At 72.5% G+C, this 12,715-nt stretch carries 10 protein-coding genes; 5 read left to right on the top strand and 5 right to left on the bottom strand.

Annotation, left to right across the window (positions count from 1 at the left end; genetic code table 11):
* Positions 1 to 4 precede the first annotated feature (4 nt).
* Genes IPG72_04180 through aroB form a run of 3 tightly spaced genes read left to right on the top strand, consistent with a single transcriptional unit; the run spans position 5 to position 3,907 of the window.
* Positions 5 to 916, top strand: coding sequence for a shikimate dehydrogenase (locus IPG72_04180; GenBank protein ID MBK6768220.1), 912 nt, complete (start codon positions 5 to 7; stop codon positions 914 to 916).
* A 22-nt stretch (positions 917 to 938) separates the two neighbouring features.
* Complete coding sequence (gene aroC, locus IPG72_04175; GenBank protein MBK6768219.1) at positions 939 to 2,210, top strand: chorismate synthase; 1,272 nt, start codon at positions 939 to 941, stop codon at positions 2,208 to 2,210.
* Positions 2,207 to 3,907: a 3-dehydroquinate synthase gene (gene aroB / locus IPG72_04170; protein MBK6768218.1), complete on the top strand. Its 1,701-nt coding sequence runs from the start codon at positions 2,207 to 2,209 to the stop codon at positions 3,905 to 3,907. The genes aroC and aroB overlap by 4 nt, the downstream gene beginning before the upstream one ends.
* Positions 3,908 to 3,977: 70 nt before the next feature.
* Here the strand turns inward: aroB and IPG72_04165 are convergent, their stop codons facing one another.
* The 3 genes from IPG72_04165 to IPG72_04155 form a co-directional block, all read right to left on the bottom strand.
* Positions 3,978 to 5,165, bottom strand: coding sequence for a PLP-dependent aminotransferase family protein (locus IPG72_04165; protein MBK6768217.1), 1,188 nt, complete (start codon positions 5,163 to 5,165; stop codon positions 3,978 to 3,980).
* 32 nt (positions 5,166 to 5,197) lie between these two features.
* Positions 5,198 to 5,686, bottom strand: a complete 489-nt coding sequence (locus tag IPG72_04160) for an Lrp/AsnC family transcriptional regulator (GenBank protein MBK6768216.1) — start codon at positions 5,684 to 5,686, stop codon at positions 5,198 to 5,200.
* Positions 5,687 to 5,756: 70 nt separating this feature from the next.
* Entirely contained in the window at positions 5,757 to 7,856 is a 2,100-nt protein-coding gene (locus tag IPG72_04155; GenBank protein ID MBK6768215.1) for a hypothetical protein, read from the bottom strand.
* Between the two features lie 232 nt (positions 7,857 to 8,088).
* Between IPG72_04155 and rocD the strand changes: the two genes are divergently transcribed.
* The gene (gene rocD, locus IPG72_04150; GenBank protein ID MBK6768214.1) at positions 8,089 to 9,324 is read left to right on the top strand and encodes an ornithine--oxo-acid transaminase; all 1,236 of its coding nucleotides are present in this window, start codon (positions 8,089 to 8,091) and stop codon (positions 9,322 to 9,324) included.
* A gap of 15 nt (positions 9,325 to 9,339) precedes the next feature.
* Positions 9,340 to 9,813 (top strand): type II 3-dehydroquinate dehydratase, encoded by a 474-nt coding sequence (gene aroQ, locus IPG72_04145; protein MBK6768213.1) that lies wholly within the window; start codon positions 9,340 to 9,342, stop codon positions 9,811 to 9,813.
* A gap of 27 nt (positions 9,814 to 9,840) precedes the next feature.
* On the opposite strand, the gene IPG72_04140 is transcribed toward aroQ, so the two are convergent.
* Both IPG72_04140 and IPG72_04135 read right to left on the bottom strand, forming a co-directional pair.
* A complete protein-coding gene (locus IPG72_04140) occupies positions 9,841 to 11,250 on the bottom strand; it encodes a DUF459 domain-containing protein (protein MBK6768212.1) in 1,410 nt (469 codons plus the stop codon).
* Between the two features lie 14 nt (positions 11,251 to 11,264).
* Positions 11,265 to 12,704: an MBOAT family protein gene (locus IPG72_04135; protein ID MBK6768211.1), complete on the bottom strand. Its 1,440-nt coding sequence runs from the start codon at positions 12,702 to 12,704 to the stop codon at positions 11,265 to 11,267.
* Positions 12,705 to 12,715: the final 11 nt, after the last annotated feature.

Genomic DNA, 12,715 nt, shown 5'->3' with positions numbered 1-12,715 from the left:
CCCCATGCCCACTGCCCACTACGCCCTCGTCGGCTGGCCGCTTGTCGCCAGCGCCTCGCCGGCCATGCACAACGCCGCCTTCGCCGCCGCCGGCATCGACGCGGCCTACGAGCTGCGACCGACGCCGCCCGACCCGCACGCCCTGGACGATGTCGTCGCGCAGCTGCGCGCAGGTGCGCTGACGGGGGTGAACGTCACGGTGCCGTACAAGGTGAGCATGCGGAATCTCGTCGAGGACGAGAGCCGGATCGTGCTGAAGACCGGGGCGGTGAACACCGTCGTCATGACCGCCGATGGGCACCTGCGCGGCGAGAACACGGACGTGGTCGGCTTCGGCCACATCGTCCGCGCGCTGGGGGTGGCCGACGGGCGGGGCAAGCGCGCCGTTGTCTTGGGTGCCGGCGGATCGGCGCGGGCCGTCGTCGGCGTGCTGCTGGCGGGCGGCTACGCCGTGGACGTGCTGAACCGGTCGAGCGGCCGCGCGGCGGTGCTCGTCAGCCACCTGCACCGGCACTTCCCGGGCGCCGAACTCGGCACCGGGCCGTTCGATTCCGCCATCCTCGTCGCCCGAACCGCCGGCGCCGCGCTGGTCGTCAACGCGACGTCCATCGGCGCTTCGCCGGACGTCGGCGCGTCGCCCTGGCCGCTGCCGATCCCGGTGCCGGCCGGTGTCACGGTGATCGACCTCGTCGCCCACCCGGCCGAGACCGCGTTCGTTCGTCACGCGCGGACGTGCGGCGCGACGGCCGAGGGCGGGCTGGGCATGCTCGTCCACCAGGCGGCGGCGGCGTTCACGCTCTGGACGGGCGTGGATGCGCCGCTGCACGTGATGCGGCAGGCTGCGGAAGGCTGGTCGATGATGGCCCCGCTGGCCTCGACGCTCGCGTCGTCCGCGCCGTCCCGCAACGGCGCCTGACCGCGCCGCCCCGACGATGCCGCTGCGCTTCCTGACCGCCGGCGAGTCGCACGGCCCGTCCCTGACGGCGATCCTCGAGGGCATGCCGGCCGGCCTGCCGATCGACCGCGCCGCGCTCGACGCGCTGATGGCCCGCCGCCAGAAGGGCTTCGGCAGCGGCGGGCGGATGGCGATCGAGCACGACCGCGTCCGGATCACGGCCGGCGTCCTCGACGGCCGCACGACCGGCGCCCCGATCGCCCTGATGGTTCCCAATGCCGACCATGCGTCGTGGGCCGAGCGCGACATTCCGCCGCTGACGGTCCCCCGACCCGGCCACGCCGACCTGTCGGCCGCCGTGAAGTATGGCTACCGCGAGCTGCGCCTTGGCTTGGAGCGCGCCAGCGCGCGCGAGCTTGCGGCACGGGTGGCGGTGGGGGGGGTGTGCCTACAGCTGCTGGGGCGATTCGGCATCGCGATCGGCAGTTATGTCGTGCGAATCGGCGACGTCGCGGTCGACCTGCCCGTGGAAGCCGCCGCCGCGACGCCGTCCGACAATCCTTATGCCGCCCGCTTCGTCGCCGCCGAGGCGTCCGAGGTGCGCTGCCCCGACGTCGCCGCTTCCGCCGCGATGCGGGCCGCGATCCAGGCCGCCGCACGGGATCGCGACACGCTCGGCGGCGTGTTCGAGGTCGTGGCGCTGGGCGTGCCGCCGGGGCTCGGGAGCCACGTGCACTGGGACCGGCGGCTGACCGGGCGGCTGATCGGGGCCGTGACGAGCATCCCGGCCATCAAGGGCGCGGAGATCGGGCCGGCGTTCGCGAACGCGGCGCGCCGCGGGACCGAAGTGCATGATCGGTTCACGCTCGAGGCCGGCGGCGAGGACGGCGATGGCGGCGCGGCCGACGACGACGCCACGGCGCGCCGCACGCGGATCGTCCGCACCGGCGGCCGCGGCGGCGGGCTCGAGGGCGGGATCACGACCGGCGCGCCGATCGTCGTCCGCGGCGCGATGAAGCCGATCTCGACGACGCTCACGCCGTTGGCATCGGTCGACCTGGCGACGGGTGAGGCCGCCGAGACGCGCTACGAGCGCTCCGACATCTGCGCCGTCCCCCGCGCCGCCGTCGCCGCCGAGGCCGTCATCGCCTTCGTCCTGGCCGACGCCCTGCTCGAGAAGCTCGGCGGGGACAGCATCGACGAGCTCGACGACCGCTTCGCCCGCCTGCGCCGCAACCGCGTCGCCGACCTGCCGATGGACGATGCGGCATGGCGCTTCGGGTACGGCGACGATCCCAAGGGCGATGTTCGATGACCCGCCGCCGCGAGGTGCCCGTCCTGCTGGCCGGGATGCCCGCCGCCGGCAAGACGACGCTCGCCCACGCCCTTGCAGATCGCATGAACCGCCGCTGCGTCGACTTGGACGACGTCGTCGCGCACGCTGCCGGGATGCCGATCGCGGCGATCTTCGAAACGGACGGCGAAGCGGGCTTCCGCGCGCGCGAGGCCGCGGCCGTGGCGGCCCTCGTCGACGAGCTGCGCGCGCGTCCCGACGCCGTCGTCGCCCTCGGCGGCGGCACGCTTGTCGACCCCGCGAACCGGGCGGCGCTCGCCGCGGTCGCCCTCATCCTCGTCCTCGACGCGCCGATCGACATCCTGGCCGAGCGGCTCGCCGCCGCACCCGGCGAGCGGCCGTTGCTGGGCGGGTCGACATCGGTGTGGCCGCGCCTCGGCCGGCTGCATGGCCGGCGGCGGGTGTTGTACGGCGCTCTGCCGTGGCATATCGAGACGGGCGCGGACCGCCGCGGGGTGGAGGAGACGGCCGACGCCGCCGTCGCGCTGGTTGAGGGACTGGCCGCCACACCCGGTTGGGCGTCGACGCGCGCGGTCTGGGTCGGTGGGGGCGGAACGGGACACCGCATCGTCATCGGCCGCGGGCTGCTGCCCGCCCTCGGGGCGGTCTTGAGGGCCGAGGGCACGACCGGGCCGGTCGTGCTCGTCAGCGACGCGACGGTCGCGCCGCTCCACGCCGCCAGCGTCGCGGCGTCGCTCGCATCCCACGGCCTCGCGCCGGTCGCGGTCGACGTGCTGCCGGCGGGCGAGGCGGCCAAGAGCCACGAATCATTGCTCGCGCTCTGGAACAGCTGGCAGTCCGCCGGCCTGGATCGCGGCAGCCACATCGTCGCGCTCGGCGGCGGGGCTCTGACGGATGCGGCCGGGTTCGCGGCGGCGACATTCCTGCGCGGCGTCGCCTGGACCGCCGTGCCGACGACACTCCTCGGGATGGTCGATGCAGCGGTCGGCGGCAAGACCGGGATCAATCTGGGGGCGGGCAAGAACCTGGCCGGCTCCTTCCACCCCCCGCGCCGCGTGGTCGCCGACATCGCCGTCCTGGCGACGCTGCCCGCCACCCTCTTCGCCGCAGGCCTGGCCGAGGTCGTCAAGGCGGCGGTCATCGGCGACGGCGCGCTGCTCGAAGCGCTCGAGGCGCGCGTTGCGGCGGGCTACGATCCGTCGCTCGGCGTCGCCAACTGGCCGGACGACGACCTCATCGACGTCGTCGCCCGCGCCGTGGCCGTGAAGGCCGCGATCGTCCGCCGCGACCTGCGCGAGCGTGAGGGCGGGCGGCGGGTGGTGCTGAACCTGGGGCACACGTTCGCCCATGGCATCGAGAAGGCCGCGGGCTACGAGGTGCCGCATGGGGAGGCGGTGGCGATCGGGCTCGTGTGGGCGGCGCGGTTGGCGGAGGGCACGGGCGTGTTGAGGGCGGCCGACCTTCCGGATCGTCTCGCGGCGCTCCTGGGCGCCCTCGGCCTGCCGACGGATGTCACTGCGGTGGCTGCCGACGTGGAGCCCGGCGCGATCCTGGCGGCGATGGCCGCCGACAAGAAGCGCGTGGGCGGGCGGCAGCGGTTCGTGTTGCCGGTGGACGTCGGCGACGTACGGCTGTTCGAGGAGGTGGGGATGGGAAATGTGGAGGCGGTTGTGCGTGCGGGCATCGCCGGGGGGTAGGGATCGACGGGGGGCGACGGATCAGGGATCGGACGGATCGGACGGATCGGATCGGACGGACCGGTTCGCATCAACGGCTGAGGCCGTTGCCGGTCCTCGTCCCCGCCAGCGCACCCGCGACCACCTGCCCCAGCCGCGCCATCCCGTCGTCGATGAGGTCGGGGGGCCGGTTCGAGAAGTTCAGTCGAAGGGTGTCGTAGCGCTTCTCCACGGCATAGAACGGGCTGCCCGGGACGAACGCGACCTTCACGGCCAACGCCGCCTCGAAGATGTCCTCGGCGCGCAGGCGGCCCGGCAGCTCCACCCAGGTGAACATGCCGCCCTCGGGCTGCGTCCAACCGGTGCCCGGCGGCATGTGGCGGTCGAGAGCGGCCAGCATCGTCGTCCGTCGCTCGCCGTAGACGCGGCGCAGCGTCGTCAAGTGCGCCTCGTAGTCGAACCGCTCGAACATGGCCGAGACCGCACGCTGCGTGAGGCTGGCGGAGTGCAGGTCGGTGGCCTGCTTGGCGACGGTCATCGCCCGCAGCACTTCGATCGGCCCGACGGCCCATGCCACGCGAAGGCCGGGGGCGAGCGTCTTGGAGAACGTGCCGAGGTGGACCACGACGCCCATGTCGTCGAGCGCGGCAAGCGACGGGAGCGGCGTGCCCTCGAAGCGAAGCTCGCCGTATGGGTCGTCCTCGAGGATCGGGACGCCGTGCCGCTGGGCGAAGGCCACGAGCGCGTGCCGCCGGGCGAGCGAGAGCGTGGTGCCCTTGGGGTTCTCGAAGTTCGGGACGACGTAGACGAGTTTGACCGGCTCCGCCGCGTGCTGACGTTCGAGATCATCGACCTGCAGTCCGTCGTGGTCGCTGGCAACCGCGGCGAAACGGGCCTCGTAGCCGCTGAACACCTGGAGCGCGGCGATGTAGCTCGGGTTCTCGACCGCCACTCGGTCACCCGGGTTGACGAGCACGCGCGCGGCCAAGTCGATGCCCTGCTGCGAACCGGTCGTGATCAGCGTGCGCTCGACATCGCAGTCGATGCCGGCGGCGCGCAGGCGCGTGCTGATCCAGTCCCGCAGCGGAACGAAGCCCTCGGTGGCGCTGTACTGCAGCGCAGCGGCGCCTTCGCGCGCCAGCACGCGGGCGTGCGCATCGGCAATCGCGTCGATCGGGAAGAGCTCGGGGGCCGGCAGTCCACCGGCGAAGGAGAGGACATCGGGCCGCTCGGCCACCTTCAGGATCTCCCGAATGGCCGAGGCCTCCATCCGCGCCATCCGGCGGGCAAGTGGAAACGTCATCGTGCTCGTCATCCCTTCTTCCTTCCGGCGTCCTCGCGGCGTTGCGGCGACACGAAGATGCGCGACTCGTCCTTGATGGACGCCAGCACGATCGTCGTGTCCGTCCGTGTCACCCCCGGAATGGTGCGCAGCGTGCCCACGAGGAGCGCGTCCAGCGTGCCCGTGTTCTGAGTCTTCACCTTCAGGAGGTACGAGTCCTCGCCGGCGACGCGGTGACACTCGAGCACGTCGTCGAGCGCGAGCACGATCTCCGCAAAGGCGTCGAAGTGCCGGGGATGGTCGATGGCGACACCGATGAAGGCCGTGATGTCCTTGCCGAGCATGGCGGCATCCACGCGCGCCGTGTATCCGACGATGACGCCACGCTGCTCGAGCTTGCGGATCCGTTCCGCCACCGCCGGCTGCGAGAGGCCGACGGCCTGCGCCAGTTCGAGCTGCGTCGCCCGGCCGTCGGCCTGTAGGCGCTGAACGATGATGTGATCGGTCGCATCCAACATGCGGCGATTATATCATCCGCCTCGTTCGCTGTCTACCTATAAATGTGAGGTCGCGGACCGAGCGCCGGCATCAGCGCCCGCCGACCCCCGTCATCCGCACGACAAGCGGCACGTACAGCGTCCGTCCGGGCACCGCCGATGGCGTGCGCGTCGGTGTCGCCGTCGTGATGGGCGTCACCGTCAGGATGGGCGTTGGGGTCGCCGTCGGGCAGTATGGCGGCATCGTCGGCACCGGGACGTAGATGTCGTTGTCTCGCTCGTCGCTCTCGGCGACGCGGTTGTCGGGGTCGATCGCGGCGCGGTAGAACGTGAGCAGGCCAGGGCCGCGGGTGTAGCTCGCGCCGGCCGGCAGTGCCTCGAATGCCCAGCGCTGGGCGCCGGGTGGTTCGGCGACGGTGTCGAACGACCCGGCGACGGCGCCGCCATCGTTGTGGACCGTGACCTCGCTGTAGAACGGCGGCACCGGCCGGTCGGTCGGGATGCAGCCCTCCGGCAGGTCGATCCACCAGCGGGCCCAGCCGCGCAGGTTGGGCAGCGGGAGGGGCGTCGCCGTCGCGGTCGGCGTCGGGCCGGGCGTGCAGCGCACCGGCGGGCGCTCGGGCGGGATCTGCACCGGCACGCGGTTGTTCGTCTCGTCGGACTCGGCGACGCGGTTGTCCGGGTCGACGTGGATGACGGTCGACACGAGCGCCCGCTCGGCCAGGCAGAGCCGCCCGCCCGCATCGAGCTGCGGCACGGCGACGTCCTCGGCCGCGGCGCCCTCGCCGAAGCGCGCGACGAAGCCGCGGGCCTCGGTGCCGCCCTGGTTGAGGATGCACGGACGGTAATGGTACCGGCCGAACAGCGCGCCGTCGTCGCCCTCGCAGCGCCCGATGTCCAACGTGAACGTCGCCGTCAGGTCGGGCGGTCCGGGCGTCCCGATCGGCGTCGGGGTGGGCGACGGCGTGGGCGACGGCGTCACCATCGGATCGACGGTGCACGTCGGCGGCGGCGTCAGCGTGACCTGGGGGATGCGGCGGCCGTCGCCGTCCTGCCAGTCGAAGTGCCGATCGTCGGCGACGACCCGCACGAAGCGGACGGGAGCGTCGAACGGCTCGACATCGACACGGGCACCGGCCGTGAGGTCCCAGATCTTGCGCGGCGGGCTGCCGTTGTCGGCAAAGACGCTGACGCCGTAGGCGGTCGCGTCGCCGGTGTTGGCGATGCGCACGAAGACGCGCGGGGCGACGACCTCGGGCAGGCATACCGCGTCGAAGCCCATGTGGCGGTACTCGGCGCGCTCGATGACGACGGTCGGCGCGGGCCTTGGCGTGCGGGTCGGGCCCGGCGTGCATGTCGCCGGCGCCGTCGCGCGCAGGAAGTAGATCGTGTTGTTCGTCTCGGAGTGCTCCGGCACATCGTTGTCGGGGTCGATCTCGCTCGAGTAGTTGGCGGTGACGCGGTGATGATCGACCGTCCGATCCGCATCGGCCGGCAGATCGGGGATCGTCCAGCCGGGCGGGCCGACGCGGAACGGACCGGCCGCGACCTCGCCGTCGTTCGCCACGCGGGCGCCATCGACGAACTTCGACGGCAGGTGGGACGGCCAGCAGTCGAAGCCCTGGGTGTCGACGAAGCCCGACCAGCCGGTCCCGGTCAGCTCGGCCATGGGCGTCGGTCGCGGCACGCACGTCGGGTGGGCAATCGCCTGCAGCGTCGGCACGGGCATGGGCGGCTGCCAGTTGTCGTCCTCGTTCGACTCCGCTACGGCGTCGCCGGCGTCGACGAAGAGGCCGACGCCCGGCGCGACGTCGACGGGCGCGCACAACGTCTCGGCGGGCTCGAGCCCGCCGGTCGAGAGGACCGGCACGGACGGCGCACCGTCCGCGGTGACGACGAACGGGCCGGACGGCGCGTTGCCGTGGTTGGCGATGCAGAGGTGGAAGCCCTGGTCATAGCCGTTGCCGGTGACGCAGCGGTTCCACACGCCGATGTTGCGACCCTTGAGCTTCCACTCGCCGCGGTCGGCGACGAGGTTGGGGCGCGGGTCCGGCGTGGGCGTGGCGGCTTGGGCGGGGCGGGCGGGGCGCGAGGACGCCGGGCGGTCGGCGAGCGTCGTGCGTGCCCCGACGAGGGCGAAGACGGCGGCGAGGGCGAGCAGGGCCGGAGCCGTGCGTGCACGTGGATTCATTTCGAGCTCCTTCGATGGGTGGCACGGCTCAAGGGCGGACGAGCGGATCGACAGCCCTTCCGCGCGGCACCCACGACCCAAACAGCGACCCAAACAGTGTACGCCCGGGGAGCGCCCAATGTGAGCGGGCCGCCGCGGTTCGCGACACACCGCATCCGCAATCACCCTATAATCGCCGCCCACTCGCCTGTCCGCGCGCCTGTCCACGCGCCACGCGCTTCGGGAGCCCGCCATGGTCGACACCGCCACCGGTGTGAAGGATCCGTCCAGCCAGGACTATATCGCCCTCGAAGAGCGGTACGGCGCCCACAACTACCGTCCGTTGGACGTCGTGTTGACCGGCGGCCTCGGCAGCTGGGTGTGGGACGTCGACGGCAAGCGCTACCTGGACTGCCTGGCGGCATACGGCGCGGTGAACCAGGGGCACAACCACCCGCGGATCGTCGCCGCGTTCCTCGAGCAGGCGCAGCGGATGGCCCTCACGAGCCGCGCGTTCCGCAACGACAAGCTCGGGCCGTTCTATCGGATCCTGTGCGAGATGACCGGCTACCAGCGCGTCCTGCCGATGAACACCGGCGCCGAGGCCGTCGAGACGGCGCTCAAGGCGGCGCGCAAGTGGGGCTACACCGTCAAGGGGATCCCGGACGGACAGGCGGAGATCATCGTCATGGCCGGCAACTTCGGCGGGCGGACGATCACGATCATCTCGTTCTCCGACGAGCCGCAGTACCGCGCCGGCTTCGGGCCGTTCACGCCCGGCTTCAAGCTCGTGCCGTTCGGGGACGCGGACGCCATCGAGCGGGCGATCACGCCGAACACGTGCGCCGTGCTCCTGGAGCCGATCCAGGGGGAGGCCGGGATCATCGTCCCGCCGCACGGGACGCTCAAGCGGATCCGCCAGATCTGCGACGTGAACAACGTCCTCATGATCGCCGACGAGATCCAGAGCGGCCTCGGCCGCACGGGCCTGCTCATGGCGTGCGACCACGAGGGCGTCCGGCCGGACGGCGTGACGCTCGGCAAGGCGCTGGCGGGCGGGATGTACCCGGTCAGCGCGTTCCTGGCGGACGACGCGGTCATGGACGTCTTCCAGCCCGGCGACCACGGCAGCACGTTCGGCGGCAACCCGCTTGGCGCGGCGGTGGCCACGGAAGCGCTGACGGTGCTGCGCGACGAGGGGATGGTCGAGAACGCGGCGGCCATGGGCCGGCGCTTCGGCGCGGGCCTCGAATCGTTCGACCAAGGCTCGATCAAAGAGGTGCGCCAGGTCGGGCTGTGGATCGGCATCGAGCTCTGGCCAGAGGCCGGCGGGGCGCGCCGCTACTGCGAGGACCTGCGGGATCGCGGGCTGCTCTGCAAGGAGACGCACCACCACGTCATCCGGATCGCCCCGCCGCTCGTCATCCAGCCGGGCGAGGTCGACCACGCGCTCGAGACGCTGCAGGCGTCGTTCGATCACCTCGGATAACGGACCCTCCAGCACGTGTCGACGACGACGGTTCCCAAGCGGCGCATCCTCGTGCTCCACGGACCCAACCTGAACCTGACCGGCCGCCGCGAGCCGGACGTTTACGGCACGGCGACGCTGGCCGAGATCGACACGTCCTTGCTTGCGACCGGCGCGGCGAGTGGCGACGAACTGACGATCGTTCAGTCGAACCATGAGGGCGCATTGATCGACGCGATTCACGCGGCCATGGACGCCGGGCTCGACGGCATCCTGATCAACGCCGGCGGACTGTCCCACACGTCCGTCGCGCTGCGGGACGCGATCGCGGCCGCGGGCGTGCCCGCCGTCGAGGTGCACCTGTCGAACGTGGCGGCGCGGGAGGATTTCCGGCGGGTGTCCGTGCTCGGGGCGGTGTGTGTGGGCGGCGTGTACGGGTTCGGGGCGGAGAGCTATCGGCTGGGGTTGCAGGCGCTGCTGCACACGCTCGAGGCAAACGCGTCCCGGTGACCGCGCGGTGCTGCCGTCGGCCGCCCGTCACCCGTGCGGCGTCGCCGTGACGATCCGCGGCGACGACGGACGGACGGTCCGTGGCGTCGGTGTCGCCGTCTCGAAGCCGACGGGCCACGGCGGCGTGATCGGCGGCGACGGCGCTACGGGCGGCCGTGCGCCGGGCAGCGGGGCGGTGGGCGGGGCGGTGGGCTCCGCCGTGTCCGTCGGCATGTCCGTCGCCGTGGGTGTCGGCGTCGGCGTCGCCAGGCTCCACGTGCGGCCGAAGGCGTTGTACAGCATGGCGGCCACCATGTTCGTGCCCGTGCGGCTGAGGTGGACGCCGTCCGGACCCCGAACCTCGATCAGCTCGCCCGTCTCGTCCGGCAGGTAGAGGCTGAAGCGGCCGTCCGGGCCTTGGAACGTCTCCCAGATGTCGATGAACTTCACCCAGGGCCGCGTCGCCGCCGCGCGCCGCACGGCGACGTTCACGGCCGCGGCCGCCCGGTGGTCGTCCGCGTCGCGCATGACCGGCAGGCCGACCCAGTAGAGCCGAATCTCCCGGCACGCGTCCATCAGCGACGCCGCGCGTTCGGCATACGCGTTCGTCCACTCGGGCGAGGCGATCTCGACGACGGTGTCATCGTCCAGGATCATGTTCTGGTCGTCGTTCGCGCCCACGAAGAACACGATCGCCTCGACGCCGGTCGTGTCCGCGATGACCGCCACCTGCGCCGGCCAGTCGAAGTAGTCCGGCCGCGCCAGCCCGGTGCTGATCCGCCCGTCCACCTCGACGGACGTCATCCCGTCGCGCGTCGCGAAGTTCTGGAGTTCGAAGCCGAGCGGCTGGGCGAAGCTGTCGCCGGCGACGATCACCCGCAGCGGCGCGTCCGGCGAGATCGGCCGGGCGGGCGGCGGCGTCATGGTCGGCTGCGACCACCGCGTCGGCGACGGCCCGACGGCACCGCGGTCGGCGCCCGCCGTGCGCCACCACGCGGTGGCCGTCCCGCCCGCCGTGTCCGATCCGCCGCCCACCCCGTTCGCGCCGGCCGTGCCCGACGCCGCTCGCGCGCTGCCGCCCCCCGCGCCGCGCACGAGCGCCGCCGCCGTCGCCGCGCGCGGATCGTCCGCATCCGGCGGCTTCTCGTTCGCGCCGCCGACGCTCGCCGTGCCGTCCGCCAGCCGCGCCACCGGCCCGTCGTCGCCCGGCGCGAGGCCGAGCGCAACGCGCGCCCGCTGCACGCCGTGCGACGGCGCGGCGAGCCCGATCCGGTGCGCGGCCGCATCGACGATCTCGAGCCCGTCGACGAGCAATGTGCGCCCCGACCCGAACGGCAAGCGCTCGGCTACCTTCAGCACGCGGCCCGTCGACAGCGCGCCGGCCAGGCCGAGGGCGAGGACGACGCCGCCGTAGACGCGGCGGGGCGAGATCGCACCCGGTTCGTCGTGGTCCTTCACTTCTGGGGCTTCCATCAGAACTGGAAATAGATGAACGGCGCCACGCCCTCGGGCCCGAGGGCGATCGCCAGGAAGAGCGCCGCACCGACGGCCGCGCCCTGGACGAGGAGCGGCAACCGGCCGAACGCGTCGGCGGCGCGGCGGCCGACCCCCGGCGGGACGAGCTGGGCGGCAAGGGCGAGCGCGATCACGGCGACGACGGGGACCGAGGCGACCTCGACCGCGCCGCCGGCCGTGAACAGGCGCCGGAACATCAAGGCGGCCGCGTCGAACGTCGGTGCGCGGAACAAGACCCAGCCGGCGCACACGAAGTGGAACGTGATCAGCCGGCCGAGCCATAGGCGAACGGGGCGCGACGCCGACGCGACATCGCCGCCGCCACCGACACCACGGACCGCCCCGGATGCACCCGCCACCAACCGCTCCACCGCCAGCCCCGCCCCGTGCAACGCCCCCCACGCCACGAACGTCAAGCTCGCGCCGTGCCACAACCCGCCGAGCGTCATCGTCAGCAGCAGGTTGACGTACGTCCGGACGCGCCCCTTGCGGCTGCCGCCGAGCGGGATGTAGAGGTAGTCGCGCAGCCAGCGCGAGAGCGTCATGTGCCAGCGGCGCCAGAAGTCCTGGATGCTGGCGGCGGCGTACGGCCGGTCGAAGTTCTGCGGGAACGAGATGCCGAGAAGGAGCGCGACGCCGATGGCGATGTCCGTGTACGCGCTGAAGTCGGCATAGATCTGCACGGCGTAGCCGTAGATCGCGATGAGGACGTCGAACGAGCCGTAGCGATCGGGCACGCTGAAGACGGGATCGACGATGGCGGCGGCGACAAACGTGCTGACGAAGACCTTCTTGAACATCCCGCCCGCGATCAGCGCCCCGGCCCGCGTCACGTCGGCGCGCGTGAGGGCGCGCGGGACGAACAGCTGCGGCAGGAACTCGCTGGCGCGCACGATCGGCCCGGCGACGAGGTGCGGGAAGAACGCGGCGTAGACGGCGTACTCGGCGAACCCGACGGGCTCGAGCTTGCCGCGGCCGATGTCCACCACGTAGCTGATGGCATGGAACGTGAAGAACGAGATCCCGACGGGCAGCGCGATGTCCAACAGCCGCATGCCGCCATCGAAGCCGAGGTCGACGAGCACGCCGTTGACCTCGCGCGCGAAGAAGCCGTAGTACTTGAACCAGCCCAGGAGCGCGAGGTTGAACGAGACGGCCAGCCACAGCCACGCCCGCCGCCGCCCACCCGCGGCGGCGTGGATCCGGCGGCCGAACACGGCGTTGGCGGCGGCCGAGAGTGCGATCAGGGCGACGAAGCGCGGATCCCACCAGCCGTAGAACAGGTAGCTGGCCGCGATCATGAACCACTGCCAGCGCTGGCGATGGGGGCGCAGCGCCCAACTGATCGGGAAGACCAGCACGAAGAACACGGCGAACGTCAGCGTCGGGAAGAGCACGGCGCCCTCAG

The sequence above is a fragment of the Candidatus Avedoeria danica genome (genome assembly GCA_016703025.1).
In the GTDB taxonomy this organism is placed as follows: domain Bacteria; phylum Chloroflexota; class Anaerolineae; order Epilineales; family Epilineaceae; genus Avedoeria; species Avedoeria danica.
This window is presented reverse-complemented; position numbering and strand designations above follow the sequence as displayed.

Coding starts and splice junctions, on each gene's coding strand:
- IPG72_04155 (MBK6768215.1), bottom strand. CDS start 7,856: ATGAATCCACGTGCACGCACGGCTCCGGCCCTGCTCGCCCTCGCCGCC.
- rocD (MBK6768214.1), top strand. CDS start 8,089: ATGGTCGACACCGCCACCGGTGTGAAGGATCCGTCCAGCCAGGACTAT.
- aroB (MBK6768218.1), top strand. CDS start 2,207: ATGACCCGCCGCCGCGAGGTGCCCGTCCTGCTGGCCGGGATGCCCGCC.
- IPG72_04180 (MBK6768220.1), top strand. CDS start 5: ATGCCCACTGCCCACTACGCCCTCGTCGGCTGGCCGCTTGTCGCCAGC.
- IPG72_04165 (MBK6768217.1), bottom strand. CDS start 5,165: ATGGCGCGGATGGAGGCCTCGGCCATTCGGGAGATCCTGAAGGTGGCC.
- IPG72_04160 (MBK6768216.1), bottom strand. CDS start 5,686: ATGTTGGATGCGACCGATCACATCATCGTTCAGCGCCTACAGGCCGAC.